This is a genomic window from Pseudomonas sp. MWU16-30317, assembly GCF_020515695.1.
Taxonomy (GTDB): Bacteria; Pseudomonadota; Gammaproteobacteria; order Pseudomonadales; family Pseudomonadaceae; genus Aquipseudomonas.
In genome coordinates, this window is record NZ_JAIWJA010000003.1 from 359,156 (window position 1) to 384,040 (window position 24,885).

23 protein-coding genes are annotated in these 24,885 nt (G+C 63.5%); 11 read left to right on the forward strand and 12 right to left on the reverse strand.

Translation table 11 applies throughout. The features are described from left to right. Positions 1-35: 35 nt before the first annotated feature. The 5 genes from LIX93_RS10670 (at position 36) to LIX93_RS10690 (ending at position 9,448) form a co-directional block, all read left to right on the forward strand. Positions 36-1,781 carry a DUF2138 domain-containing protein gene (locus tag LIX93_RS10670; RefSeq protein WP_226504008.1) on the forward strand — a complete coding sequence of 582 codons (1,746 nt, stop codon included), beginning with the start codon at positions 36-38 and terminating at the stop codon, positions 1,779-1,781. 62 nt (positions 1,782-1,843) lie between these two features. Next, positions 1,844-2,446, forward strand: coding sequence for a DUF1175 family protein (locus tag LIX93_RS10675; protein ID WP_226504446.1), 603 nt, complete (start codon positions 1,844-1,846; stop codon positions 2,444-2,446). Next, positions 2,443-7,008, forward strand: a complete 4,566-nt coding sequence (locus LIX93_RS10680; RefSeq protein ID WP_226504447.1) for an alpha-2-macroglobulin — start codon at positions 2,443-2,445, stop codon at positions 7,006-7,008. Before LIX93_RS10675 ends, LIX93_RS10680 begins: the two co-directional genes overlap by 4 nt. A 1-nt stretch (position 7,009) precedes the next feature. Next, complete coding sequence (locus LIX93_RS10685) at positions 7,010-8,629, forward strand: DUF2300 domain-containing protein (RefSeq protein WP_226504009.1); 1,620 nt, start codon at positions 7,010-7,012, stop codon at positions 8,627-8,629. 3 nt (positions 8,630-8,632) lie between these two features. Next, positions 8,633-9,448: a DUF2135 domain-containing protein gene (locus tag LIX93_RS10690; protein ID WP_226504010.1), complete on the forward strand. Its 816-nt coding sequence runs from the start codon at positions 8,633-8,635 to the stop codon at positions 9,446-9,448. Between the two features lie 78 nt (positions 9,449-9,526). Here the strand turns inward: LIX93_RS10690 and LIX93_RS10695 are convergent, their stop codons facing one another. Together LIX93_RS10695 and LIX93_RS10700 are read right to left on the reverse strand one after the other, a co-directional pair. Next, a complete protein-coding gene (locus LIX93_RS10695) occupies positions 9,527-10,447 on the reverse strand; it encodes a LysR family transcriptional regulator (protein WP_226504011.1) in 921 nt (306 codons plus the stop codon). A 179-nt stretch (positions 10,448-10,626) separates the two neighbouring features. Next, positions 10,627-10,884, reverse strand: coding sequence for an accessory factor UbiK family protein (locus tag LIX93_RS10700; protein ID WP_226504012.1), 258 nt, complete (start codon positions 10,882-10,884; stop codon positions 10,627-10,629). Positions 10,885-11,296: 412 nt separating this feature from the next. On the opposite strand from LIX93_RS10700, the gene glnK reads away from it, so the two are divergent. The 4 genes from glnK (at position 11,297) to sutA (ending at position 14,120) form a co-directional block, all read left to right on the forward strand. After that, entirely contained in the window at positions 11,297-11,635 is a 339-nt protein-coding gene (glnK, locus tag LIX93_RS10705) for a P-II family nitrogen regulator (RefSeq protein WP_002555808.1), read from the forward strand. A gap of 35 nt (positions 11,636-11,670) precedes the next feature. Beyond that, on the forward strand, positions 11,671-13,014 hold the full coding sequence (locus LIX93_RS10710) for an ammonium transporter (protein WP_226504013.1): 1,344 nt from the start codon (positions 11,671-11,673) through the stop codon (positions 13,012-13,014). 253 nt (positions 13,015-13,267) lie between these two features. Further along, positions 13,268-13,693: a secondary thiamine-phosphate synthase enzyme YjbQ gene (locus LIX93_RS10715; protein WP_226504014.1), complete on the forward strand. Its 426-nt coding sequence runs from the start codon at positions 13,268-13,270 to the stop codon at positions 13,691-13,693. A 100-nt stretch (positions 13,694-13,793) separates the two neighbouring features. Next, positions 13,794-14,120, forward strand: coding sequence for a transcriptional regulator SutA (sutA, locus tag LIX93_RS10720; RefSeq protein WP_226504015.1), 327 nt, complete (start codon positions 13,794-13,796; stop codon positions 14,118-14,120). 89 nt (positions 14,121-14,209) lie between these two features. On the opposite strand, the gene LIX93_RS10725 is transcribed toward sutA, so the two are convergent. From LIX93_RS10725 to LIX93_RS10750, 6 genes are read right to left on the reverse strand one after another with little or no spacing between them, the layout of a single operon-like run. Further along, positions 14,210-14,902 (reverse strand): HAD family hydrolase, encoded by a 693-nt coding sequence (locus LIX93_RS10725; protein WP_226504016.1) that lies wholly within the window; start codon positions 14,900-14,902, stop codon positions 14,210-14,212. Next, positions 14,899-15,798, reverse strand: a complete 900-nt coding sequence (gene xerC / locus LIX93_RS10730) for a tyrosine recombinase XerC (protein ID WP_226504017.1) — start codon at positions 15,796-15,798, stop codon at positions 14,899-14,901. The genes LIX93_RS10725 and xerC overlap by 4 nt, the downstream gene beginning before the upstream one ends. A 2-nt stretch (positions 15,799-15,800) precedes the next feature. Then, positions 15,801-16,490, reverse strand: a complete 690-nt coding sequence (locus LIX93_RS10735; RefSeq protein WP_226504018.1) for a DUF484 family protein — start codon at positions 16,488-16,490, stop codon at positions 15,801-15,803. Then, positions 16,487-17,317: a diaminopimelate epimerase gene (gene dapF, locus LIX93_RS10740; protein WP_226504019.1), complete on the reverse strand. Its 831-nt coding sequence runs from the start codon at positions 17,315-17,317 to the stop codon at positions 16,487-16,489. Before dapF ends, LIX93_RS10735 begins: the two co-directional genes overlap by 4 nt. Before the next feature lie 4 nt (positions 17,318-17,321). Beyond that, positions 17,322-18,572, reverse strand: a complete 1,251-nt coding sequence (gene lysA, locus LIX93_RS10745) for a diaminopimelate decarboxylase (RefSeq protein WP_226504020.1) — start codon at positions 18,570-18,572, stop codon at positions 17,322-17,324. Positions 18,573-18,584: 12 nt separating this feature from the next. Continuing rightward, positions 18,585-18,740, reverse strand: a complete 156-nt coding sequence (locus LIX93_RS10750; protein ID WP_226504021.1) for a lipoprotein — start codon at positions 18,738-18,740, stop codon at positions 18,585-18,587. A gap of 328 nt (positions 18,741-19,068) precedes the next feature. Here LIX93_RS10750 and cyaY point away from each other — a divergent pair, with 328 nt between their 5' ends. Further along, positions 19,069-19,422 (forward strand): iron donor protein CyaY, encoded by a 354-nt coding sequence (gene cyaY, locus LIX93_RS10755; protein WP_226504022.1) that lies wholly within the window; start codon positions 19,069-19,071, stop codon positions 19,420-19,422. After that, entirely contained in the window at positions 19,412-19,654 is a 243-nt protein-coding gene (locus LIX93_RS10760; protein ID WP_226504023.1) for a DUF1289 domain-containing protein, read from the forward strand. Before cyaY ends, LIX93_RS10760 begins: the two co-directional genes overlap by 11 nt. On the opposite strand, the gene LIX93_RS10765 is transcribed toward LIX93_RS10760, so the two are convergent. From LIX93_RS10765 to argH, 4 genes are all read right to left on the reverse strand, one after another. Further along, entirely contained in the window at positions 19,625-22,486 is a 2,862-nt protein-coding gene (locus tag LIX93_RS10765) for a class I adenylate cyclase (RefSeq protein ID WP_226504024.1), read from the reverse strand. The two genes, LIX93_RS10760 and LIX93_RS10765, sit on opposite strands and share 30 nt — an antisense overlap. Before the next feature lie 218 nt (positions 22,487-22,704). Further along, on the reverse strand, positions 22,705-22,950 hold the full coding sequence (locus LIX93_RS10770) for a TIGR02647 family protein (RefSeq protein WP_226504025.1): 246 nt from the start codon (positions 22,948-22,950) through the stop codon (positions 22,705-22,707). 133 nt (positions 22,951-23,083) lie between these two features. Then, positions 23,084-23,371, reverse strand: coding sequence for a hypothetical protein (locus tag LIX93_RS10775; RefSeq protein ID WP_226504026.1), 288 nt, complete (start codon positions 23,369-23,371; stop codon positions 23,084-23,086). A gap of 57 nt (positions 23,372-23,428) precedes the next feature. Continuing rightward, positions 23,429-24,823 carry an argininosuccinate lyase gene (gene argH, locus LIX93_RS10780; RefSeq protein ID WP_226504027.1) on the reverse strand — a complete coding sequence of 465 codons (1,395 nt, stop codon included), beginning with the start codon at positions 24,821-24,823 and terminating at the stop codon, positions 23,429-23,431. Between the last annotated feature and the right edge of the window lie 62 nt (positions 24,824-24,885).

Here is a 24,885-nt window from a genome sequence, read left to right on the forward strand (position 1 = left end):
GCATTCCGCACCACGGATGAATTGGGTTTGTGAACATGAGCGATAACACTGTACCGCCGGTAGCCGATGCCCCCGCCAAGGATGCCCCCGCTAGCGCCGCACCCGTTACCCCGTCCTCTCGGCGCTGGCCGATGGTGCTGCTGGGGTTGTGTCTGGTCGCAGGCGTCGCGGGCGGATTGGGCTGGTTCATGCACAAACCCCCGGTGCTGCCGGCAGTTGCCCTGGCCAGTGACAAACTGGGCATGAGCCGCCCGGATGGCCTGCTCGAAACCAACTCCCTGAGCCAGCTGCCCAAGGACGTGCTGGCGGTGCCGTTCCTCAAGGCCACCCTGACCGAGGACTTCGTCTTTTATTACCAGGCCAACGCCGATCGCCTCGGCTTGATCGGCAGCCTGCGGCGGATCATCTATGAACATGATCTCAAGCTGCAGGACAGCCTGATCGAGCAGCTCTTCGATCAGCCCGCCGATGTAGCGCTGTGGCGCGGCGCCGATGGCCGCCTGAAAGACTTCCTGCTGGTCATGGACCGTGGCGGCCTGGCCAAGGTGCTGGAGCCGCTGGCCAAGGTAGCGCTGGACGATTCGCAGCTGACCAAGACGGCCGACGTCAAGGTCGGCAGCGACGACGTGGCGCTGTATCAGTTGACCTACGGCGCCAGCAAGTCGCTGCTGTTCGCCTCTCATGGCGACAAACTGGTGGTGCTGTCGAACCCGGCCAAGCTGTATGAAGCCAAAGATGACACCGCACCAGAGCCCGGCGATGTTTCGACCCAGGCCATCGCCGCACTGCTCAATGGCGACAAACTCTTCCCTGAAGCCTTCGGCCTGCAGCCGCGCGCGCCCGAGGTGAAGCAACGCCTGTCGGTGAACGCCAGTGTTCTTGCCATGGGCTACCAGCGTTTTATCCCCAACTTCGCCGGCGTGCGTTTCGACATGGACGACAAGGGCTGGCACAGCTATCTGGCGATGGACGAACTGGACAACCAGCCGGACTTCGATTTCAAACCGATCTGGCAAGCCATGCCCATGGGCGCCAGCGCCTGCGTGGCCTTGCCCCTGGCGGCCGAGCAGCAAAAACCGCTGTTGGTGAAACTGGGCGCCGATGAAGCCTCTGCGCAAACCCTCACCGAGCATATGGCCGGCGCTGCGGGCCTGTGCTGGTATGCCGATTCGCGGTTATACACGCCGTTGCTGGTGGCCAGCCTGAAAGATCAGGACAGCACCCAGCTCGATGGTGAACTGGGCAAGCTGTTCGGCTCGATGGTCGGTGCCTACGAGGCCAACGTCGATGAGCACGCCTTCCCGGTCGTTGAAACGCAGGAAGGTCAAAGCCACCTGTGGCAGCGTCAGGTCAGCTCGAACTTCGGCCCCTACGCCGCCAAGGATGCCGAGAAACCGGACGCCATCAGCGGCAAGGCCTTCATGAAAGTCAGCCTGGCGCGCCATGGTTCGACGTTGCTGTTTTCCCTCGATGACAAGCTGCTGGACAAGGCGCTCGGCACGCTGAACAAGACCTTCCCGCCGATGACTGACGTGTTGCCCAAAGACCTGTTGATGCCGTTCTACTTCGGCCCGGATGCCATGGCGCAACTGATGCAAAAGGAAACCCTCGACAGCCTGCCGCAGGACATGGAGCCGGTGTTCTACAACGCCGCGCAAACAATGCTGATCCCCAAGCTGCGCACCCTGGGCGGTTATGGCAAATACGCGCTGACCTTGCCCAAAGGCAGCGAGCCGAACGGCCACTGGCAATGGCTGCCGCTGGAATGGAAAGCGCTGTGATCGCGCGTGCACGGGCTGCTGCCCTGAGCCGAGCGACCCTGTTTGCCGCAGGCCTGCTGGCAATGCTGCTCGGCAATGGCGCCCGGGCCAGCGACGCGCCGTCCCTCGATGTGGCGCAGTCCCAGGTATTCCGCGCCTGGTTCGTGCGTATCGCCGAAGAGCAGCTCACCCAAGGCCCGAGCCCGCGCTGGTACCAGCAGGACTGCGCTGGCCTGGTGCGCTTTGCCGCTAACGAGGCGTTGAAGGTTCATGACGACAAGTGGCTGCGCAGCAATGGCTTGTCCAACCGCTATCTGCCGCCCGAGCTACAGCTCACGGACGCCCAGCGCAACCTGGCCCAGCAATGGCAACAGGGCGGTGGCAAGGTGGGCCCGTACGTCAACGCGATCAAGTTGATTCAGTTCAACAGCCATCTGATCGGTCGTGACGTAGCGCAGGCACGGCCCGGCGATTTGATGTTTTTCGATCAGGGCGACGACCAGCACCTGATGATCTGGATGGGCCGCTACATCGCCTATCACACCGGCACCACCACCCCCACTGACAACGGCATGCGATCCGCGAGCCTGCAGCAACTCATGACATGGAAGGACACCCGATGGATACCCGACGCAGCCAACCCCAACTTCATCGGCGTCTATCGACTCAACTTTCTCTCCCAATGATCGGTGCTCGCATGCTGCGTTTCCTCTCTCTGTTAGTGCTGTTGGTGCTGCCGTTTGCGACGGTCAACGCCGACGACAGCGTCGAGCCGAGCGGCTACGCGCCGGTGGCCGGCGAAAGCTTCTTCCTGCTGGCCGACAGCAGTTTCGCCAGCGACGAGCAGGCCATGGTCCGCCTCGAAGCGCCGGGTCGTGACTATCGGCGCTTTCGCATGGAGCCCTACGGTGGCGCCGATATCCGCGTGTATCGCATCGACAAGCCGCTGGACTTTCTCAAGCGCCAGAAGAACCTGCACCGGGTGGTCAGTGACGGCCAGTTCAAGGGCGAAGGCTTGTCCAACACCCTGGCGTACCTGTGGGACAACTGGTACCGCAAATCCCGCCGCGTGATGCAGCGGGCGTTTTCCTACGAGACCCGTAAGCAGGTCACCGAAGAGGTGCCGGAGCTGAAGATGGGCGAGGCGATGGCCGCACCGACGCCTTACGAAGCGCAGCCGCAATTCGCCTTGATCCCGGGTCTGCCGCTGGTGACGCAGTTCCGTTATCCGCTGTGGCAGGCCAAGCCGATCCAGCCGCCCAAGGGGGTCAATCTTGACGGTTCCTCCAGCGAGTTCGTCAGCCCCGCCGCAGGCAACGTGTACATCCCGTTGGGCCAGCTCAAGCCCGGCCTGTATCTGGTCGAAGCGCTGGTCGGCAAGTACCGCGCGACCACCATGGTGTTCGTCTCCAATACCGTGGCGGTGAGCAAGATCGCCGGCGACGAGCTGCTGGTGTGGGCCGCGCGCAAGCACGAAGGCAGCTCGGTGCCCAAGGTCAATGTGCTGTGGACCGATGGCCTGGGCGTGATGAGCAGCGGCGCCACCGATGCCGATGGCCTGGTGCGCTTGCAGCACGCCAGCCCTGAACGTTCGTTCGTGATCGGCGAAGACGAAGAGGGCGGGGTGTTCGTCTCCGAAAACTTCTACTACGACAGCGAAATCTACGACACCAAGCTCTATGCGTTCACCGACCGGCCGCTGTACCGGCCGGGCGACTGGGTGTCGCTGAAGATCGTTGGTCGCGAATTCAAGAACGCCCGCGATTCCGTGGCGCCCGGTGCGGCTGACGTCAACGTGACCGTGCTCGACGCTACTGGCACCGCTTTGCAGACCCTGGCGCTGAAACTCGACGCCAAGGCCGGCACCCAAGGGCGTTTCCAACTGCCGGAAAACGCCGTGGCCGGTGGCTACGAGCTGCGCTTCACCTACAAGGACCAGGCCTACAGCAGCGCCTTCCGAGTGGCGGAATACATCAAGCCGCAGTTCGAGATTTCGCTGAACCTGGCCAAGCAGGACTACCGCACTGGCGAAGCGGTCAAGGGCAGCCTGGTGCTGCTCTACCCGGACGGCAAGCCGGTGGCCAACGCCAAGTTGACTCTGAGCCTGCGCGCCCAGCAGCTGTCGATGGTGGATAACGAGCTGCAGTACCTCGGGCAATTTCCGGTGGAGCTGACCAGCACCGAATTGACCACCGACGCCAAAGGCGTCGCGACCCTCGACCTGCCCGCCGCCGACAAGCCGAGCCGCTACATGCTCACCGTGTTCGCCAGCGATGGCGCGGCGTATCGGGTCAAGACCACCAAGGAAATCCTCATCGACCGGGGTGCCGCGAGCTTCCGTCTAAGCGCGCCGCAGCGGTTCAGCGCCGCCGGAGAAAAGGTCGCGTTCAGCTATGTCAACGAAGGCGGGAGCGAGCAGAGCAAAGCGGTTACTCCGAGCAGCTACAGCTGGGTGCGCCTTGAAGACCAGACTACCGGCGACGGCAAGCTTGGCGCTAAAGACCTAGGCTTCAGCCTGATCTTCGCGCGCCCCGGCACTTACAACCTGACCTTGAAGGATGACCACGGTCGCGTCGTCGGCGCCGCTGGACATTCGGTCACGGGCGATGGCGTCAAGGCGGTGCCGGGCACCGTTGAAATCGTCCTCGACCAGCCCGAGTACAAGGCCGGCGACGAAGCCATGGCGTTGATCACCTTTCCCGAGCCGGTCAGCGATGCGCTGCTGTCGCTGGAGCGTGACAAGGTCGAGGCCACCGCGTTGCTGTCCAAGGGCGCCGACTGGCTGAAGCTGGAAAAACTCAGCGACACCCAGTACCGCGCGCGTATCCCGGTGAAGGACAACTTCGCCCCCAACCTGACCTTCTCGGTGCTCTACACCAAGGGCGGGCAGTACAGCTTTCAGAACGCCGGCATCAAGGTGGTGACGCCGCAGATCGACGTGGCCATTGCCACCGACAAGGACACCTACCTGCCGGGCGACACCGTGTCGGTCGACCTGACCACCCAGTTCGCTGGCAAGCCGATCCCGGCGCACCTGACGGTCAGCGTGGTCGACGAGATGATCTACGCGCTGCAACCGGAAGTCGCGCCGAGCATCGATCAGTTCTTCTATCACCCGCGCCGCAACAACGTGCGCACCAGCGCCAGCCTTTCGTTCATCAGCTACGACGTGGCACTGCCGGGCAGCCCTGGTGCGCCAGGCAAGGCCAACCGCAGCGAACGCGGGGTCAAGGTACTCGAGCGGCCGCGCCGCGAAGACATCGACACCGCCGCCTGGCAGCCAGAGCTGGTGACCGATGCCAACGGCAAGACGCACTTCACCTTTACCATGCCGGACTCGCTTACGCGCTGGCGCATCACCGCGCGGGCCATCGCCGATGACGGTCAGGTCGGGCAAAAGAAGCAGTTCGTGCGCTCCGAAAAACCGCTGTATCTGAAGTGGAGCGGGCCGAACAAATTCCGCAACGGCGACAAGCCGGACCTGGGCGTGTTCGCCTTCAGCCAGGCCGAGAAACCGGCGAGCGCCGAGCTGGTGACCCATTTCGCGGGTGTTGATCAGCGCGTACCCGTGACCCTCAACAACGGCATCAATTACATCCCGCTGCCGCCCTTCGCCCTGGCCAACGGTGACTGGACCGCCGAGCTGGTGCAGGATGGCAAGCCCGCCGACGCCCTGGCCGTGCACCTGACGGCCACCGGTGAAGGCTGGCAGGTCAGCCAGACGCAAAGCCTGGACGCGGTCAGCGGCGATACCCCGCTGACCTTGCCCGCCGACGCCACGGCGATCCGCCTGCGTCTGGACGACAGCCCGCAAGCGCTGTTCCGTTCGGCCCTGGATGATCTGCTGAGCTATCCATATGGCGGCGTCGAGCAGACCGCCAGCCAGTTGTTGCCGCTGAGCATCGCTTACCCGGTGCTGTCGGCTGACCCGCAAGTGCGGGACCGCCTGCGCCTGATCATGCAGAACAGCCGCCTGCGCCTGGTGCAAATGGCCGGGCCTGCGGCGTACTTCACCTGGTGGGGGCAGGAGGGCGAGCCGGATGCCTTCCTCACCGCCTACGCCTATTACGCCGACTGGTACGCCAGCAAGGTCATGGACCTGACCCTGCCGCCGGAGCACTGGCAGCGGGTGCTGGAGGTGTATGCCAAGCAAGCGAAGAACACCCCGCTGCTGCAGCGCGCGCTGATTCTGTCGTTCGCCAAACAGATGCAATTGCCGGTGAATACCCTGCTGAGCGGGCTGATGGGCGACCTGGCGAAAGCGGGTGACGGGGCCGCCGCAAGCCTCACGGACGACGGCGTGGAGAGCCTGGTGATGGGTGCTCCGGACTCGGCACTCGGGTTGGCGGCGGCTCGTACGCTCACGGCCTCGCTGGCCAGACAGGCCAAGGTCGCGCTGCCGGATGTCTTCAATCGCCAACTGCCCGATGCCCAGCAGCGTCTGGCGGTCAGTTCACAACCCTTTGCCGAAGCCCTCAACCTGTCGCTGCAAGCCTTCGATCAGGCTCGCGCCCAGGCCTTGTTGCGGCGCCTGTTGCCGCAGCAATCGACGCTCGAACGCGCGCTGGCGCTGAGCTGGCTGCAACGCAGCATCGAGCAGGCCTCGCCGACCATCGCCCTGGCGCCGGGTGAGGGCTGGAACAAACGCTACGGCGCTGCCGGTGAAATGTACTGGACCTGGCAGGGCGCGACGCCAGTGCCGTCGGTGTTGTCGCTGTCTGGCACTCAGGACCGTCCGTTGCGTGCCGCGCTGAGCTACCAGACCCAACAGGCGCCGGTCGAGCAGATGGGGGTGACCATCACGCGGCGCCTGTCGCGTCTGGTGCCGGGTGACGAAGCCTTCCAGTTCAAGCTCGAAGCCGTCGGCAACAAGCCGGTGTCCAGCGACAGCCTGTATCTGGACGAAGTAATCATCACCAGCAAGGCCGCCAAGCCGCTGCGCTACGGCATGCTCGAAGTGCCGCTGCCGCCGGGCGCCGATGTCGAGCGCACCACCTGGGGCATCAAGCTGATGGGCAAGTCGGGCAGCGAGGCGTCCGAGCTGGAAAAGGCGCGGTTCGAGCCGGGGCAGATGGCCTACGCGATTCCGGTGGATGCCTTGAGCGGCGAACTGCGCTTGCGCCACCTGGTGCGCTTCTCGCAGAAGGGTCAGTTCAACTTGCCGCCGGTGCGTTTCACCCAGGTCTATGCGCCGCAGCATCAGGCCCAGGAACAGAAACCGGCGCTGGGCCAGGTCACGGTCAACTGACATGACCCGGCCTCTGTTCTGGCTATTGCTGTGTCTGCTACCTGCGCTGGCGACGGCGCAGGAGGAGCCCCTGCGCCTGGGCTTCAGGGGCGAACTGCTGACACTCAGCCCAACGCAGCTGATTGCCCGTGAACCCCTGCCGCCCGACTTGCAGGCGCCGCTGGGCAGCCTGTGGAAGATGTTCGTCTACAGCTGGCTGGTGGATACCGATGCCCATGAGCCCCCGTACACCTGTCGCGGCCAAGCCAAGGACGAAGTCTATTGCTGCACTGCCGGCGCCAGCATCGAGCGCGATCAGGCGCTGGTGAAGTCCTGCGGGTTGTACTTCGAACCGGCGCGTCTGGGCATTACCGCGCAGGATTGGCGCGATTACTGGCAGGCGCGGCAGGCGCCCCAGTGGTTGCTCGACCTGGCCTTTTTGCAGCCTTCGACGCGAGTGCCGGTGGCCGAACTGTTGAACGTGCTGGCGGTATTGCCAGCGCAGGCGCAGATGCGTCGCGTGCTGCTGGACGTGGTGCTCAACGCGGCGGACGGCAATGTGGTGGGCGAGCTGGGCGGGCGCTTACGGGTGAAAACCTGGAGCTGGCTGGGTGATCAGGACCCGACCTCGCGCCAGGGCGGCTTTGGCGGGTGGACGGCCGATGGCACGCCCATCTGGGCCGGTGGGCGCGGGACCAGTCAGATGGTGCTGCGCCATTACGCGCAGGCACTGGCTAAAATAGTGCCGGTGGACTGGCCGGCAGACGCCGGGCGTTGCGTCGAGGTCAGGCTGTTTTCCCGTTATCCGATCGCGCAGGTGCTGAGCGGTGATCGCGTGGCACCGAGCGGACCGTTGCAGGGCGACTACCGGGTGGCATTCAGCAACGGCAACCAGTTGGCGATTCACAGCGACGGCGAGCTGTTCTTGCTCAACGACAAGCTGGTGGCGCGCCTTGACCGCGAAGAATACGTCGCCCGCGTGCTACAGCGCGAGGCCCGGCCCGAGCCTGCCGAGGCCGCCAAGGCCTTGGCGATCGCCATTCGCACCTACCTGCTGCAGAACGCAACGCGCAGCGGCGACTGCCTGAGCATCGATGACAGCAGCAACCGACAACGTGTGGCGCCGCGCCCGGCCGCTGCCGATTCGCGGGCGATTGCCGCCTGGACCAGCGACCTGGTGCTGGCCGGCAGCAGCGTCACCTACCACTCCGATCAGCCGGGGCCGGACAAACTCTCCTGGCAGCAGGCCGTCGAGCAGGCCAACGCCGGGCAGCGCTTCGATGCGATCCTGCTGCACGCCTACCCGCGCGCCAGCCTCAGCCGTTGGGACAACCCCATCGCTTCCTGCGAGACCCTGCCTGCGGCTCAGGACTGGCTGCAAAGCCAGCGGCGAGCCTGGCGCCAGCGCCTGGAAAACCAAGTCGGTTACAACGAAGTCAGCACCTTTGCGGTCTGCCGCCTGGCGTTTGGCCGGCCCTACGTCGACCGCGAGCGCCAACGCATCTACGTACGCGGCGTGCTGTCGCTGCAAGACCGTCTCGACCTGACCCATGAATACCTGCACCTGGCCTTTGACGCACATCCCAACGGTCAGGATGAAACCTACATCGAAGGGCTCGCCCGTCATCTTTTGCTGGAATAGGCCATGACACTCCGTTATCCGCAGGTCTTCCTGTTCATCTGCTGCTGTGGCGCCTGGCCGGCGACGTTTGCCGCCGACGCCGCAATCAAGCTCGATACTCCGGTGGGCGGCTGGCATTCCGGTGCGGTCGACGGCGACGGTGAGCACTACCAGCAGACCGTCAACTACCCGGCCTCGTCGGTCAACACCCCGGTGGGGCAGGCCAACACAGCGCGCATCGCCGGGCAGATCAAGGCCACGCCCAAATCAGCCGAGCCGGGGCGCTTGATCGTCAACGGCGTGAGCATGCCGTTGAAGATCGACGAGGCCGGCCGTTTCGATCGGCCATTCTCGTTCCCCAAGGGCAGCAACAGCGTCGAGGTGCGCAGTCCTGACGGCCAGCAACGCCATCGCACGCAGTTCATCAATGCCGGCAGTGGCGCTACCCCGGCGAAGTTGCGCGTGTTGCTGTCATGGGACAGCGACGGCACTGACCTGGACTTGCATGTGGTCACGCCCGACGGCGCGCATATCTGGTACGGCGACCGGGTCGCCGCCAACGGCGCCGCGCTGGATGTCGACGTGACCACCGGCTATGGCCCGGAGATCTTCTCCATGCCAGCGCCGATCAAGGGCCAGTATCTGGTGTACCTGAACTACTTCGGCGGCGGCTATCGCAGCGATGAGGACGGCCAGGAGGATGCCGTGCAGCCACTGACCACGGCCCAGGTGACGGTGATTACCGAGGAGGGCACGCCGAGCGAGAAGATCGAAACCTTCGTAGTGCCCATGCGCGCTGTGGGCGAGCTGACGTTGGTGAAGGCGTTCAGCTATCCCTGAGGACGCGTAATTGCAAGGATTTCGAACATCTCGGCGTGCAACTGATCAACCCCTTGCAGCTCGCCTGAGCGTTAAACATCAAAGCGCCAACCCGGCCCGATCGCCCATATACATCTCCAGCCGCGAGCGCAGCCAGCGTTCGGCCGGGTCGGTGTCCATGACGCTCAGCCAGACCATCGACAGGTCCAGCGGCGGGGTGTCGAAGGGCACCGGCTCGTCGAACAGGTTGCCCCATTTGGCCATGGCCCTGGCGGCGTAATCGGGAAGGCCGGCGAGCAGGTCGGTGCCCGCCAGCAGAGCCGGCAGCGAACTGAACTGCGGCACCGAGAGCACCACGCGGCGTTTGCGCCCGATCTCTTCGAGCCACTCATCGGCGATGCCCGAAGTGTTGGCGGTGTGCGATACCAGCACGTGGGGGCGGGCGCAATACTCATCCAGCGTCAGCGGTTTATCCGAGGCATCCGCGCGCAGCACCCGGGCATGCATGCGCCGCAGCAGCTTGCGCTTGGCGTTGGCGGGCAGGCCGCGGGTCTGGCTGATGCCGACGGTGATATCGCCGCTGGCCAGCAGGTCGGGGATGCGCCAATAGTCGACGTGCTGCACTACCACCACGATGTTTGGCGCTTCTTCGCGCATCGCCCGCAGGAAGGGCGGCAGCAAGCCGAATTCGACGTCGTCCGAGAGGCCGACGCGAAAGGTCATGGAGCTGGTAATGGGGTTGAAGTCATGGCTCAGGCTCAGCGCCACGGACATGGCATCGAGCGCGGGGCCCAGGTGACGGATGATTTCTTCGGCGCGCGAGGTGGGCTCCATGCGGTGGCCGACACGGACGAAGAGCGGGTCGTTGAATAAGGTGCGTAATCGGTTGAGCGCTGCACTGATTGTGGGCTGCCCCAGAAACAGTTTTTCTGCCGCGCGGGTGACGTTGCGCTCCTGCATGAGGGTTTCGAACACCACCATCAGGTTGATATCGGCCTTGCGCAACTCATTGCGGTTCATCGGCAGTGTTCCTGCTCATCCCTTGTCAGAGCGGAGTGTAGGAACAGCGCGGGGTTTGCTGCAATAGCTGTTTCGCCTGTGCGGGCCCCGTCGGGGGCAAGCCATGCTCCCGCAATGGAAAGTGCGCTCCTGTGGGAGCAAGGTTTGCCCGCGAAGAGACCCTCAGCGACGCTGCTGAATCAGGGCTGTTGAGCGAGGCGCGCTTCTAGCTCGGCGACCTTGGCTTCGAGGCTTTCCAGGCGAGCCCGGGTGCGGGCCAGCACGACCATCTGGCTGTCGAACTCTTCGCGGCTGACCAGATCGAGCTTGCTGAAACCACTTTGCAGCAAAACCTTGAATTGACTCTCAAGCTCGGCCTTGGGCTGGGCAGTGTCGCCACTGAACAGTGTCGAGGCGTGATCGCTCAGGGCATCGAGAAGGGCTTTGGGGGCGAGCATGGCGAATATCCTGAGAAGAAGGCCGCCCAGTGTATCACGCAGTGTCTATAGTCAATGAACGGTGCGCGGCGCACGGTTTTGGCGCATGAGGTGCAGGCGTCATGCACCATCAGTGTGCGACTCAAGGGTGGCAGCGCCGAGCACAGCGGGCAGCCGCCGAGCAATCAGCGGAAAACGCCGGGTTTGCAAGACATGGCAAGGTTTCTGCTTAGTCGCAAGTGACCCATGCACTGATGCAGTCGCTGTGACGATGCAGTGCGCAGGCAGAGCGGGAAGTGTTTCGCAAGGAGCAGTTTCTGGTGTCGGTCTGGGGATGCAAGACCGGCGACGCGTTACAAAGCCAGTTACTGCGCTTAGACTTGAGCTGGGTTTGTTTTCCTGGGGCAAGTCCACCAATTCGGGAGAGAGTTTCATGAAGCTAGTCACTGCCATCATCAAGCCATTCAAGCTGGACGACGTCCGCGAATCGCTGTCGGAAATCGGCGTGCAGGGTATCACTGTCACGGAAGTCAAAGGCTTCGGTCGTCAGAAGGGTCACACCGAGCTGTACCGCGGCGCGGAATACGTGGTTGATTTTCTGCCCAAGGTGAAGATCGACGTCGCTATCGACGACAAGGATCTGGACCGGGTAATCGAGGCGATCACCAAGGCGGCCAACACCGGCAAGATCGGGGACGGCAAGATCTTCGTGGTCAATCTGGAACAGGCTATTCGGATCCGTACCGGCGAAACCGATACAGACGCAATCTAAAGCCGCTTCATAATAAAGCCCCAGGAGTAAACAATATGACTCTGCGTCAATTCGCAGGGCTAGGAGCCCTGTTGTCCCTCGTAATGCCAGGCCTGGCCATGGCAGACGAGGTGGCAGCCCCCGTCGCCCCTGTCCTCAACTCCGGCGACACGGCGTGGATGCTCACGTCTACGGCGCTAGTGCTGTTCATGACCATTCCTGGCTTGGCGCTGTTCTACGGCGGCATGGTCCGTACCAAGAACATCCTGTCGGTAATGATGCAGTGCTTCGCCATCACCGGCCTGATCAGCATTCTGTGGATGATCTACGGCTACAGCATGGCCTTCGACACCACGGGCATGGAACAGGGCGTCGTCAATTTCAACTCCTTCGTCGGCAGCATGTCCAAGGCCTTCCTGAGCGGTATCACCCCCGCCAGCCTGACCGGTCCTGCGGCATTGTTCCCTGAGGCGGTGTTCGTCACCTTCCAGATGACCTTCGCGATCATTACTCCGGCGCTTATCGTCGGTGCGTTCGCCGAGCGTATGAAATTCTCCGCCATGCTGGTGTTCATGGGCATTTGGTTCACCCTGGTCTATGCGCCGATCGCGCACATGGTCTGGAGTGGCAACGGTGGTCTGCTGTGGGACTGGGGCGTCCTGGACTTCGCTGGCGGCACCGTAGTGCACATCAACGCTGGTGTGGCTGGCCTCGTGGCTTGCCTGGTACTGGGCAAGCGCAAAGGCTACCCGACTACCCCGATGGCCCCGCACAACCTGGGCTACACCTTGATCGGCGCGGCTATGCTGTGGGTCGGCTGGTTCGGCTTCAACGCCGGTTCCGCCGCTGCGGCCAACGGTACTGCCGGTATGGCGATGCTGGTCACCCAGATCGCTACCGCCGCCGCTGCGCTGGGCTGGATGTTCGCCGAGTGGCTGACCCACGGTAAGCCAAGCGCACTGGGCATTGCCTCGGGCGTGGTCGCTGGCCTGGTTGCCATCACCCCGGCTGCCGGTACCGTTGGCCCGATGGGCTCGCTGGTCATCGGTCTGTCCGCTGGCGTGGTGTGCTTCTTCTGCGCCACCAGCCTCAAGCGCAAACTGGGCTACGACGACTCCCTGGACGCCTTCGGCGTGCACGGCATCGGCGGTATCCTCGGCGCGATCCTCACCGGTGTATTCGCAGCGCCTTCGCTGGGCGGCTTCGGCACCGTGCAAGACATCGGCGCACAAGTCTGGATCCAGTGCAAAGGCGTTGGCTTCACCGTCATCTACACCGCCATCGTCACGTTCATCATCCTCAAGGTGCTGGACGTGGTCATGGGCCTGCGTGTAAGCGAAGAGGAAGAGTCCGTCGGCCTCGACCTGGCGCAACACAACGAGCGTGGTTACAACCTGTAACGTTGCGCTTGAAGAAAATGCCCGGTTCGCCGGGCATTTTTTTGCCTGGCATTTGTCATCTGTAAACGCGGCGCTTAGCGAGGGGGCCGGCTCCTGAAAAGCGTCGGCTGCGGTGCAGAGCAGACGGCTCATCTCGGGAGCTCGCCAGCCCTTGTCGATTGTCTGTTACCCACCCACACAATCAACCGCGCACGACCCCCTTTGTTTTTTCTCGCGGCGCGCTAGAATGCGCCCCGAACGTCTGGAGAAGCGTATGTGGCAGCAAACCACTATCACCTTGCGGGCTCGCCCTCGGGGCTTTCATCTGGTGACCGATGAATTGCTGGCCGCGCTGCCGCAACTGCGGGCCTGTCGGACCGGATTGGTGCATTTTTTGCTGCAACACACGTCGGCGTCCCTGACCGTCAACGAAAATGCCGACCCAGCGGTACGTCGAGATTTCGAACGTTTCTTCAATCGGCTGATCCCACAGGGAACAGCAGGCTTTGAACACAACGACGAAGGCGACGACGACCTGCCGGCGCACTTCAAGGCGAGCTTGTTAGGCTGTCAGCTGACGTTACCGGTAACCGATGGGCGTCTTGCGCTAGGAACCTGGCAAGGTGTCTATCTGGGCGAACACCGCGATCATGGTGGTGCCCGCAGGGTGCTTGCCACGTTGTATGGCGAGGACGTTTGACCGCTGGTAAGCAGCGGATATGAATTTTTCCCGGCAGGGCTCGACAGGCGACCCGGCTGGGCTATAAATAATCTGCTTTCGCAAGTCATGAGGTAGAACAATGAGCGACGATGATCTGGAAAACGACGAACTCGAAGCGGGTGACGAGGACGATACCGAAGAAGGCCTGGAGGCAGTTGCCGAGGACCCGGTTGACGACGGTGGTGACGATGCCCCGGCCCCTGCGGCCAAGGGTGGCAAATCCAAGGCGGCGGTGTCGGTTGATGAGTTGCCGAGTATCGAGGCCAAGAACAAGGAACGCGATGCACTGGCTCGCGCGATGGAAGAATTTCTGTCGCGGGGTGGCAAGGTGCAGGAAGTCGAGCCGAATGTGGTGGCAGATCCACCCAAGAAGCCTGACAACAAGTACGGTAGCCGCCCTATCTGAGTGCTTGCGTCCCCAAAAAAGCCCGCCTTCGCTGCGGGTTTTTTTGTGGGCGACTGTTTGGCGCTATCCCCTGTGAGAGCGGGTTGCGGCTAGAGGTTGCGCAGCGTCTCGGGCAGCTGCGCCAGGCTGTGGATCTCGGCATCCGGGGTGTGCTCGGCTTCCCAAGGCTTGCGCTGCGGGTTGTACCAGATGGCCCGCAGCCCGGCTCGTTGCGCGCCGGCGATGTCGTCGGTCGGGTGGTCGCCTACGTGTACCGCGCGCGAAGCCTCGGCGCCACCCAGGCGCAAGGCTTCCAGAAATGGCGCCGGATCGGGCTTGCCGATGCCCAGGTCCTCGGCGCACAGGGCGAACTTGAAATGCTCCATCAGCCCCAGCCGGCGTACATCGGCATTGCCGTTGGTGACTACGCCCAAGGTGTAATGCTCGCGTAGTTGCTCCAACGTCGGCAGCACGTCAGCGAACAGCTCCACTTGATGGCGCGCCTGCAGGAACACCTCGAAACTCTCGTCACCCAGGCGCTTGGCCTCGGTCTCTGCATATCCGGCATCGCGCAGCGCATGGAAGAGCACCAGGCGGCGCAATGCACTGATACGGTGCTGCAGGCCCGGCTCGGCCGTCACCAGTCGGGTACGAATGGCCAGCAAGGCTTCACGAGGAAACGGGCCCAGGTCTGGTGCATGGGCTGCCAGCCAATCGCGCAGCGTGGCTTCGGCGCTGACGATGATGGGCGCGGTGTCCCACAGGGTGTCATCAAGGTCGAAGGTAATCAGCTCTAGCGTCATGAGTCGGTGCCTTTACTGCGTTTGGCCCTGGGGTGGGCGTTGTCGTAGACCGAGGCCAGGTGCTGGAAGTCCAGGTGGGTGTAGATCTGCGTGGTGGCGATGTCGGCGTGGCCGAGCATCTCCTGTACCGCGCGCAGGTCCTGGGAGGACTCAAGCAGATGGCTGGCGAAGGAGTGTCGCAGCATGTGCGGATGCAGGTTCTGCCCCAGCTCGCGCTCACCGGCGGCCTTGACTCGCAGCTGGATGGCCCGAGGCCCCAGGCGTCGGCCCTGCTGGCTAACGAACACGGCGTCGTCGGCGGGGTTGCTCAGGGCGCGCAGCGGCAGCCATTGCTGCAGTGCTTCACGGGCTTTGCGGCCCACGGGCAGCACGCGGGTCTTGCTGCCCTTGCCGTGGACCTGCACCAGGCCGTCGGCGAGGTCTAGCTGCTCGAGATTGAGGCCGGTCAGCTCCGAGAGGCGCAAGCCCGACGAATAGAACAGTTCGAGGATGGCCTGGTCGCGCTGCGCCAGGAAGTCATCTTCCACTGCGCCTTCCAGCAACTGCAGGGTGCGGTCGGTGTCGAGGGTCTTGGGCAGCCGACGTTCACCTTTGGGGGGCGCCAGGCCGTTGGCTGGATCGTGGTCGCACAGGCCTTCGCGATTGAGATAGCGGTAAAAGCCGCGCACCGCGCTCAGCAACCGGCCGATACTGCGCGCCGATTGGCCGTGCTGGTGCAGCTTGGCCACCAATCGGCGCAAGCGCTGGATATCCAATGCCGCCCAGGTGCCGAGGCCTTCCTGGGTGCAGAACGCGAGGACCTTGTCGAGATCGCGACGGTAGGCATCGAGGGTATGCGGCGACACCTGACGCTCACTGCGTAGATGCGTGCAGTAGGCGTCCAGAGGTGTCTGCATGGTTAGCGGACCGAGCGCAGCGCGCTGGTGAAGCGGGGCAGTACGCGGCTGAGGACTTCGCCGATGTAGCCGAGGAACAAGGTGCCCACCGAGCTCTTGTAGTGCTGCGGATCGCGACTGGCGATGGCCAGCAGGCCCTGGCCGCTGCTCAGATTGACCAGCGCGGTGGAGCCGATCTGCTTGCGTTGCTCTTCGCCGAAGAGGAAATCCAGCTCGTGATCGCGCAAGGTCCCGGCCACACTTTTGCCGTCGGTGAGCAAGCCGCCGATGGCACCCTTTGCTTCGGCGCTGGTGATCGAGCGGCCCACGGGCGTTGGCGCATCGCTGAACAGGATCAGGCTGACGAAGGGCACCTGGAATTCCTGGCGCAGGCTATCTTCGACGGCCATGACCACTTCTTCGAGGCTGCCGGCGTCCAGCAGGGCGAGGATCAGTCGGCGCGTCTTGTCGAACAGCCGATCGTTGTCGCGTGCGACGTCCATCAGTTGTGACAACCGATGGCGCATCTCGATGTTGCGCTCGCGCAGCAGCTTCATCTGCCGCTCCACCAGCGACACGGTATCGCCGCGCTGATGAGGCAGGCGCAACGAGGTCAACAGCTCCTCGTGCTCGACGAAAAAGTCGCCATGCTCGCGCAGGTAGGCGGCAACGTCTTCGGCAGCCAGCACCGGGCCTTCGGGCAGATCACTCATAAGCGCACTTGTCCTTCATACACGCGAACCGCAGGGCCCGTCATGATCACTGGATGGCCTTCGCCGGCCCACTCGATGGACAAGCGTCCGCCGGTGAGGTCGAGGGTAACGGGCGAGTCCATCCAGCCCTGACTGATGGCCGCGACGGCGGCAGCGCAGGCACCGGTCCCGCACGCCTGGGTTTCCCCGGCGCCACGTTCCCACACCCGCAACTGCGCGCGATGACGGTCGATGACCTGAATAAAGCCGACGTTGACCCGCTGTGGGAAGCGCGGGTGATGCTCGATCTTCGGCCCCAATTCGCGAACCGGCGCGCTGTTGACGTCCTCGACGCGCAGCACGGCGTGGGGATTGCCCATCGATACGGCAAAGATCTGCTCGGTCCGGCCTTCGACGTCCAGCGCATAAGTGAGCGCACGGGCATCGGCCTGGAACGGGATGTCCGCCGGCACCAGGCGCGGTGCGCCCATGTCGACGCTGATCTGGCCGTCGTTGCGTACATCGAGTTGGATCACGCCGCCTTTGGTTTCGACGCGGATCAGCTTCTTGGCGGTCAGGCGTTTGTCCAGCACGAAGCGGGCGAAGCAGCGCGCACCGTTGCCGCACTGCTCGACTTCCGAACCATCGGAATTGAAAATCCGGTAGCGGAAGTCGACGTCCGGACTGCTCGGTGCTTCGACGATCAGCAGTTGATCGAAGCCGATGCCGGTATTGCGATCGCCCCATTGCTTGGCGTGCTTGGCTTGGATGTGCGCGTGCTGGCTGACCAGGTCGAGGACCATGAAGTCGTTGCCCAGGCCGTGCATCTTGGTAAAACGCAGCAGCATGGGGTTACTCCGGCAGCAGGCTTTCGCCGGCATACAGCTCGGCTACGGTCTCGCGGCGGCGCACTTCGAAAGCCTGGTCGCCATCGACCAGCACTTCGGCGCAGCGGCCACGGGTGTTGTAGTTGGAGCTCATGACGAAGCCGTAGGCGCCGGCCGAATGCAGGGCCAGCAAATCGCCCTCGGCGATGGCCAGCTGCCGATCCTTGGCCAGGAAGTCGCCGGTTTCGCAGATCGGCCCGACCACATCGTAGGCGCGCGGCGCGATGTCGGTACGGGGAGAGACGGCGGTGACGTTCATCCAGGCCTGGTATAGAGCCGGGCGAATCATGTCGTTCATGGCCGCATCGACGATGGCGAAGTCCTTGAATTCGGTGTGCTTGAGGTATTCGACCTGGGTCAGCAGCACGCCGGCGTTGGCGACGATATAACGGCCGGGTTCGAACACCAGCGCCAGATCGCGGCCGGCGATGCGCTCACGCACGGCCTTGATGTAGTCGCCAACCAGCGGTGGCTCTTCGTCGCGATAGCGCACGCCGACGCCGCCACCGAGGTCGATGTGGCGCAGGTGGATGCCGCAGTCACCCAGACGGTCGATCAAGCCGAGCAGGCGATCAAGGGCGTCGAGGAAGGGTGGCAGGCTGGTCAGTTGCGAACCGATATGGCAGTCGACACCGATGACGTCCAGGTTGGGCAGCTGCGACGCGCGGATGTAAACGTCTTCGGCGTCAGCGATGGCGATGCCGAACTTGTTTTCCTTGAGCCCGGTGGAAATGTACGGGTGGGTGCCGGCGTCGACATCGGGGTTGACGCGCAGGGAGATCGGCGCGCGCTTGCCCAGCTCGGCGGCGACCACTTGCAGGCGCTCCAGCTCGTCGGTGGACTCGATGTTGAAGCAGTGCACACCGACTTCCAGGGCGCGACGCATGTCTTCGCGGGTCTTGCCGACGCCCGAGAAGACGATCTTGTCGGCCTTGCCACCGGCGGCCAGGACGCGCTCGAGCTCGCCACCGGAGACGATGTCGAAGCCCGCGCCCAGGCGGGCCAGGACGTTGAGCACGGCGAGGTTGGAGTTGGCCTTGACCGCGTAGCAGACCAGATGCGGTACGCCGACCAGCGCATCGGCGTAGGCGCGATACTGGCCCTCGATGTGGGCACGGGAGTACACATAGGTGGGCGTGCCGAAGCGCTGCGCAAGGGCAGACAATGCGACGTTTTCCGCGAACAGCTCACCGCCGCGGTAGTTGAAAGCGTCCATGGTGGTCCCTGATCAGTAGTGCTTGTGGGTTTTACTCTGCGACGACTTGGCCTGGTCGGCGGGCGACGCGCTGCCATCGGGCATGTACAGCGGGCCTTTTTGTCCACAGGCACTTACAAGGCAGGCAACCGCGACAAGCGCAGCCAGGGAGGAAATCATGCGCTTCATGGCGACATCCTTTGTATAAGCATTAATTGCGCCCGAGTATACCCAGCCCCTGCCGCCTTGCCTATTCGAGCCGACTGGGTGGTGCAGGGGCAGGGCTGGGCAGATGATGGCGAGGCGGCTGACGCCTTCGCGGGCAAGCCTTGCTCCCACAGTGCACTGCCGCATCTGAGCCGTACACCCGTGGGAGCAAAGCTTGCTCGCGAAGGGGCCGGTCGTGCTTGCCCAGCACCACAGACACAGCCGCAGGTCTTTAATCTTTGCATTCGGTGCGCGCTGCTCGTATCGTGCCGCGCTATAGCGTCATCAGACACTTTTCGAGGTTCTTGCAATGAGTTTGACCGAAGCCCGTTTTCACGACCTGGTCGATGCCACCCAACAAGCGCTGGAAGACATTTTCGAAAGCAGCGACCTGGACCCTGATCTGGAAATCTCGGCCGGCGTGTTGACCGTCAAGTTCGAAGATGGCGGCGGCGCCTTGATCTTCAGCCGGCAGGAGCCCTTGCGTCAGCTGTGGCTGGCGGCGAAGAGCGGCGGCTTCCACTTCGACTACGACGAAGAGGAAAGCAACTGGAAATGCGACAAGAGCGAAGAGCTGCTGGGCGAAATGCTCACTCGCATCGTCCTTGAGCAGGCCGGCGGCAAGCTGGACTTCACCGCGGTCGATGACGAAAGTGAGCGCTGAAACCCCCGTCCGACCACCCAAGCCGCTGTACAGCAATGTCAGCCCGGCGGTGCCGTCGCCATGCATCAGCCTGTGCCGGCTGGACGAGCACCGTGTGTGCCGCGGGTGCCTGCGTCACGTCGAGGACATCCGCGAATGGCGCTCGGCCGACGATGCCCGGCGCCGCGTGATCTGCGAGCAGGCCAGCCAGCGCCGCCTCGCCTCAGAGGCTGGTCAGCGCGCTGTTGAGTGAGCGTTCGAGCTCAGTCTTGTAGCGCAGGTAGGCGTGGGTCGACGGCGCGCTATCGGTGAACACGCCGGAGAGGTCCAGGTCGGTGATGTAGCACCGGTAGCGCTCGCCGCCGGTACGCTGGGCGATGATCTGCTGTGCCACCTTGGTGTACAGCTGCGTGCCGTGTTCCAGCTCGCTGAATTCCATCTGATTGCAATACAGCGTGATCTGATGCTGATCGGCAGAAGTGCGTTCGATGATCGCCTGGATATCGTAGAACGGCCGCTCCACCGCGCCCTGGGGCGCCAACCGCGGTTCAGCGGCGCGCGCCGGCCCGGTCGCGGTGGCCGTGCCGGCAGGCATCAGCCGGTAGTAGCGCAGTTCCAGCGCCGGCGCCGGGAAGCCGTCTTCCATCGGCCGTAGCGCCTCGCGGCGAAACAGGATGGAATGAAAAAAGCGCTGCAGCGGCGCCAACAGGGTGTTTTCGTCGAGAAAGGGCAGGCGCTGGCACCACAGCACGTTGAACTCATCGAGTACGTATAGCTGCGCCTGGCGATCGTACTGGCGGTAGAACACCTGTACGCAGTTGGGCTTGCCCTGGGCGAGCACCAGGGCCAGATCCTGGCCCTCCAGTGCATGCTCATCGACCCGTAGCGGACTGTAACCGCCTTGGGCTTCGCCAAGTTGGGTGATCAGCGCCGGCAGGGTTTCGAGCACCACGTGGCTGACGTTGCCGCGTACCAGCTTGAGCAGGTGATAGTGCTTTTCGACCTTGAACAGGTAACGGTAGCCGCGATCGTACTCAAGCAGTTGCTGGGCGGTATTGAATAGCGCTTCGACCCGCTGGGCGATGGCCGACGCGCGGTTGTGGCAGAAGCAACGCACCCGCAGGCGCGGCGCCGGGCGCTCGGGCACCAGGCTGTTGAGGTAGTCGCGCAAGCAATCAAGCAGCGCGTGGGGGCTGTCGTAGCGGCTGACCTGGACTTCGTTCCAGCTATTGATCATGACTTGATCGAGGGTCAGCACCAGGTTTTCCCGCACCCCTGCGTAACTCAGCGAGTCGGTGCGCTCGGTGGTCATGAGGATGTTCAGGTCGCGATGGTGACCAAGCGGGTCGACCCCGACATTGACCATCAACAGCACTTCGGCCGGCACGCTGGGCAGCAGCAATTGTTCGTCGCTGACGTCGCTGTGCGCCAGATCGATGCTTTGTTGCAGGCTGCCGAGCAGGTTGAACAGCTCGAATTCGGTCAGGTCGCTGGTGCCGGGGTGCAAGGCCATGCGCGTGCTGCTGTCGATCACGCCGTTGCGGTGGCTCCAGGCGAGCAGCTCGATCAGCTCGCGGCTGCGTTTGAGTGGGGAGAAGTGCTCCCACTCCTGAGTGCCCAGATTGCCCGTAAAGATCGCCCATTGGGTCTGACCGGGTTCGCGCTTGTTGGGCGATTGCACCAGGGTGAGGGTGTCTTCGGCCAAGTCCGGGGCGATGCCGGGGTTGATGTGTTCGATCTTGCCGGCGCGGCGCTCGAAGGCGGCGTACAGGCGCCGGCCAAGGATATTCATGTCGCGCCGATCGGTGGGCGTGCCCATCGGCTGGTTGCGAGCGAACTGGGTGAGGAAGCGGTAGCTGTAGTTGAGTTCGTTGATCAGTGCGCGGCGCTCGCTGCCCACCTGGCGGACCTTCCACTGGGTGCGGCTGTCGAGCAGCATCAGCTGACGTTCGTCCCACTGCCATTCGGTGGTGAGTTTCTCCAGCACCTGGCGTTGCCACCCCTGGCTGCGCAAGCGCGCCGGGCCGCTGAGCTTCTTGTTGACCTTGAGGTAGAACGCACGGCGCACCAGTTCCAGGCGCTGGGGTTCGTTGCGGGCCAGCAGGTATTCCTCGATGCGGCGGTAGACCATCACGTAGGGGTCGAATTCGTCGAGGTCGAGCTGGCGGCTGAACACCGCTTGCTTGAAGCGCAGGCTCAGGCACTGCACGTGTGGATGCTCGCTGGCGTAGACCTCGGTCAGCAGCAGCTTGAGCACCGATTTGTAGGGCGAGTCGATGCCTTTGTACAGTTGCCACAGGCCTGCACCGATGAACTCGCCCGGTGGAATGTGCGCCATGTGGCCCAGATCGAGCACTTCGTTCTCGCGGATGAAGCGCTTGGACAGCAGCGTGTGGGTGTACTCGGCGTAGCGAGACTCTTCGTACACGGGCACCAGCCACCACAACGGCGTGCGTCCGGCCATCCAGATGGCGGTGCGGTAGAACTCGTCGAGCAGCAGGTAATGCTGAGTGCTGCCGCAGTTTTCCGAGCTCAGGGCGTCATCGCGTTCGCCTTGGGCAAAGCGTTCGCTGTCGATCAGAAAAAAATGCGCTTCGGCGCCCTGGCTCTCGGCCCAGACCTCCAGCAGCGTGCATTTGCGTGTCAGTTCGTCTTTGCCCTGAGCGCTGAGGCTGGCGTCATGGCAGACCCACATGTCCATGTCGCTGTTTTCGGTTTGCGCCAGAGTACCCAGGCTGCCCATCAGGAACAGCCCGAGAATCGGCCGTGGCAGATTGCCCTGGCGGGTCTTGTAGGAGAACGAGCGGGTCAGGCGCTGGGCTTCGGCCAGCACGTCGTCTTCGGGCTCATAGGTGGAGATGCCGGCGGGTGTGGAGCCGGAGACATAGCCAGGGAGCAACGGGTGATTGACGTGGAAGAACAGCGGCAGCAGCTTGAGCACGGCTTGCTGGCGACCCGAGAAACCTTCGAGCGCGCGTTCCATCCGTCCCTGGTTGATGTCCAGGAAACGTTTGCGCAGCTGGCTGAGGACCTTGCGGTCGATCCCCTGATCCAGATCGGGGCGAATTTCGTCGTTGCGCGTCATTTAACACTCAAAATCACCCCGGCCGGGTGTGATAGCGGGGGGCTCTGAGCGGGTTATCGGCGTGATCGGCAGGATGTTGAGGGTTAAATGGTGGTTTACGCTACGGACCTGTGGGAGCGGGCTCTGGCCGCGAAGGCGTCGGCAGGCGCACCACATCGAGCTATTCGCCGCCGGATGCGCAAGCCCACTTCCACAGGGATTTGTTCAGGGCTGGGGTATCAGGCCGCCTGGGGCAGCTTGAGGATATCGAGCAGCGACTGCGCGTGCTCGGCGGCGAGGATGCCGCGGCTCGTGAGGTAGCCACCGTCCTGGAGGGTGATGAGTTCTTTGTCGTGAAGGCGCTGCGCGGCGGCAATTGCCTGGGGTGCGGCGATGTGGTGGATTTTCAGCCCTTCCTGAGTATTGCCGAGATTGAACAGGGCAAGGATTTCCAGTTCGGCGATCAGTTCGGTGGAGTAGGACATAGACAGAGGCGCTCCAGGACTATTGTTATGGACGCGGCAATGCGGGCCGCGGCAACCCCGACTGGTAGCAGCGGGGTTTTTCAAGTGTAGTCAGGCTCTGGAAGTTCTGCCCGGTTTGCAGTGTCGGAATGTTTCAGTCGCGCTCGGGGGGCAGTTCCGGGAGGGCGCGCAGGGCGGTTTCGTACCACTGCGTATCGAACGGGCGGTCGGCGTCGAGCATGGCGTCGATCTCGTAGGCCAGCACGTGAGCCATCAATTCGACGATGTCGTCATGGGCATAGCCGACCAGCGTGAGCTTGTTGTAGGTGGCCTTGGCCGCTGCCGGCTCGCCGCTCTCCAGCTGGTTCTCGATGGCTTGAGTGAGGGTAGATTCAACGAATTGCTCTTCGTCGTCCTGGTTGATGTCGTTCGCTTCGCTCATGGGCGTAGCCTCCATAAAGGGGATTGGCGAGGGGCGATCCCCCTCGCCGCAAGGGTATCAACGGGCGGCGAGCAACGCCTGGCCACGCACGACGGCCGCCTTGACCTGCGCCGGGGCGGTGCCGCCGATGTGGTCACGGGCGTTGACCGAGCCTTCGAGCGTCAGCACGGCGAATACGTCCTGCTCGATCTGGTCGCTGAAGCGGCGCAGTTCCTCGAGGCTCATTTCCGCCAGGTCCTTGCCGCTCTCGACGCCATATTTCACGGCGTGGCCAACGATTTCGTGGCAATCGCGGAACGGCAGGCCACGGCGCACCAGGTAGTCGGCGAGGTCCGTGGCGGTGGAGAAGCCGCGCAGCGCCGCTTCACGCATGATCGCGTGCTTGGGTTTGATGGCCGGGATCATGTCTGCAAACGCGCGCAGCGAGTCGCGCAGGGTGTCGGCGGCGTCGAACAGTGGTTCCTTGTCTTCCTGGTTGTCCTTGTTGTAGGCCAGGGGCTGGCCTTTCATCAGAGTCAGCAGGCCCATCAACGCGCCGAACACGCGGCCGCTCTTGCCGCGGACCAGCTCGGGGACGTCGGGGTTTTTCTTTTGCGGCATGATCGAGCTGCCGGTGCAGAAGCGGTCCGGCAGGTCGATGAACTGGAACTGGGCGCTGGTCCACAGCACCAACTCCTCGGAAAAGCGCGACAGGTGCATCATCGCCAGGCTGGCGGCGGCGCAGAATTCGATGGCGAAGTCGCGATCCGAGACGCCGTCCAGCGAGTTGCCGCTGACGGCCTCGAAGCCCAGCAGCTTGCAGGTCAGCTCGCGGTCGATCGGGTAGGTGGTGCCGGCCAGCGCGGCGCTGCCCAGAGGCATGCGGTTGGCGCGCTTGCGGCAGTCGACCAGGCGCTCGTAGTCGCGGCTGAGCATCTCGAACCACGCCAGCAGGTGGTGCCCGAACGTTACCGGCTGTGCGGTCTGCAGGTGAGTGAAGCCCGGCATGATGGTCGCGGCCTCACGTTCGGCCTGCTCCAGCAGGCCCTGCTGCAGGCGGGTGATTTCGCTGAGGATCAGGTCGATTTCGTCGCGCAGCCACAGGCGGATGTCGGTGGCGACCTGGTCATTGCGGCTGCGCCCGGTGTGAAGTTTCTTGCCGGTGATGCCGGTGCGGTCGGTCAGGCGCGCTTCGATGTTCATGTGCACGTCTTCGAGGTCGACGCGCCATTCGAAGCGGCCGGCCTTGATTTCCGCCTCGATGGTGTTGAGGCCGTCGATGATGGTATCGCGCTCGGCGTCGGTCAGTACGCCAACGCTGGCAAGCATCGTTGCGTGGGCGATGGAGCCCATGATGTCGTGGTGATACAGACGCTGGTCGAAGTTGACGGAGGCGGTGAAGCGGGCGACGAAGGCGTCGACGGGTTCACTGAAGCGGCCGCCCCAGGACTGATTGGTCTTGTCTGTGCTCATGAAAACGCTCGTTGAAGGCGTGAACGGGAAATTGCCCGCAATAATAACAGGGTTGCCAGGCA

What these genes read in the sequence shown, in the direction of transcription:
- LIX93_RS10670 (WP_226504008.1), top strand. Translation starts at nt 36, where the DNA reads ATGAGCGATAACACTGTACCGCCGGTAGCCGATGCCCCCGCCAAGGAT.
- LIX93_RS10675 (WP_226504446.1), top strand. Translation starts at nt 1,844, where the DNA reads ATGCTGCTCGGCAATGGCGCCCGGGCCAGCGACGCGCCGTCCCTCGAT.
- LIX93_RS10680 (WP_226504447.1), top strand. Translation starts at nt 2,443, where the DNA reads ATGATCGGTGCTCGCATGCTGCGTTTCCTCTCTCTGTTAGTGCTGTTG.
- LIX93_RS10685 (WP_226504009.1), top strand. Translation starts at nt 7,010, where the DNA reads ATGACCCGGCCTCTGTTCTGGCTATTGCTGTGTCTGCTACCTGCGCTG.
- LIX93_RS10690 (WP_226504010.1), top strand. Translation starts at nt 8,633, where the DNA reads ATGACACTCCGTTATCCGCAGGTCTTCCTGTTCATCTGCTGCTGTGGC.
- LIX93_RS10695 (WP_226504011.1), bottom strand. Translation starts at nt 10,447, where the DNA reads ATGAACCGCAATGAGTTGCGCAAGGCCGATATCAACCTGATGGTGGTG.
- LIX93_RS10700 (WP_226504012.1), bottom strand. Translation starts at nt 10,884, where the DNA reads ATGCTCGCCCCCAAAGCCCTTCTCGATGCCCTGAGCGATCACGCCTCG.
- glnK (WP_002555808.1), top strand. Translation starts at nt 11,297, where the DNA reads ATGAAGCTAGTCACTGCCATCATCAAGCCATTCAAGCTGGACGACGTC.
- LIX93_RS10710 (WP_226504013.1), top strand. Translation starts at nt 11,671, where the DNA reads ATGACTCTGCGTCAATTCGCAGGGCTAGGAGCCCTGTTGTCCCTCGTA.
- LIX93_RS10715 (WP_226504014.1), top strand. Translation starts at nt 13,268, where the DNA reads ATGTGGCAGCAAACCACTATCACCTTGCGGGCTCGCCCTCGGGGCTTT.
- sutA (WP_226504015.1), top strand. Translation starts at nt 13,794, where the DNA reads ATGAGCGACGATGATCTGGAAAACGACGAACTCGAAGCGGGTGACGAG.
- LIX93_RS10725 (WP_226504016.1), bottom strand. Translation starts at nt 14,902, where the DNA reads ATGACGCTAGAGCTGATTACCTTCGACCTTGATGACACCCTGTGGGAC.
- xerC (WP_226504017.1), bottom strand. Translation starts at nt 15,798, where the DNA reads ATGCAGACACCTCTGGACGCCTACTGCACGCATCTACGCAGTGAGCGT.
- LIX93_RS10735 (WP_226504018.1), bottom strand. Translation starts at nt 16,490, where the DNA reads ATGAGTGATCTGCCCGAAGGCCCGGTGCTGGCTGCCGAAGACGTTGCC.
- dapF (WP_226504019.1), bottom strand. Translation starts at nt 17,317, where the DNA reads ATGCTGCTGCGTTTTACCAAGATGCACGGCCTGGGCAACGACTTCATG.
- lysA (WP_226504020.1), bottom strand. Translation starts at nt 18,572, where the DNA reads ATGGACGCTTTCAACTACCGCGGCGGTGAGCTGTTCGCGGAAAACGTC.
- LIX93_RS10750 (WP_226504021.1), bottom strand. Translation starts at nt 18,740, where the DNA reads ATGAAGCGCATGATTTCCTCCCTGGCTGCGCTTGTCGCGGTTGCCTGC.
- cyaY (WP_226504022.1), top strand. Translation starts at nt 19,069, where the DNA reads ATGAGTTTGACCGAAGCCCGTTTTCACGACCTGGTCGATGCCACCCAA.
- LIX93_RS10765 (WP_226504024.1), bottom strand. Translation starts at nt 22,486, where the DNA reads ATGACGCGCAACGACGAAATTCGCCCCGATCTGGATCAGGGGATCGAC.
- LIX93_RS10770 (WP_226504025.1), bottom strand. Translation starts at nt 22,950, where the DNA reads ATGTCCTACTCCACCGAACTGATCGCCGAACTGGAAATCCTTGCCCTG.
- LIX93_RS10775 (WP_226504026.1), bottom strand. Translation starts at nt 23,371, where the DNA reads ATGAGCGAAGCGAACGACATCAACCAGGACGACGAAGAGCAATTCGTT.
- argH (WP_226504027.1), bottom strand. Translation starts at nt 24,823, where the DNA reads ATGAGCACAGACAAGACCAATCAGTCCTGGGGCGGCCGCTTCAGTGAA.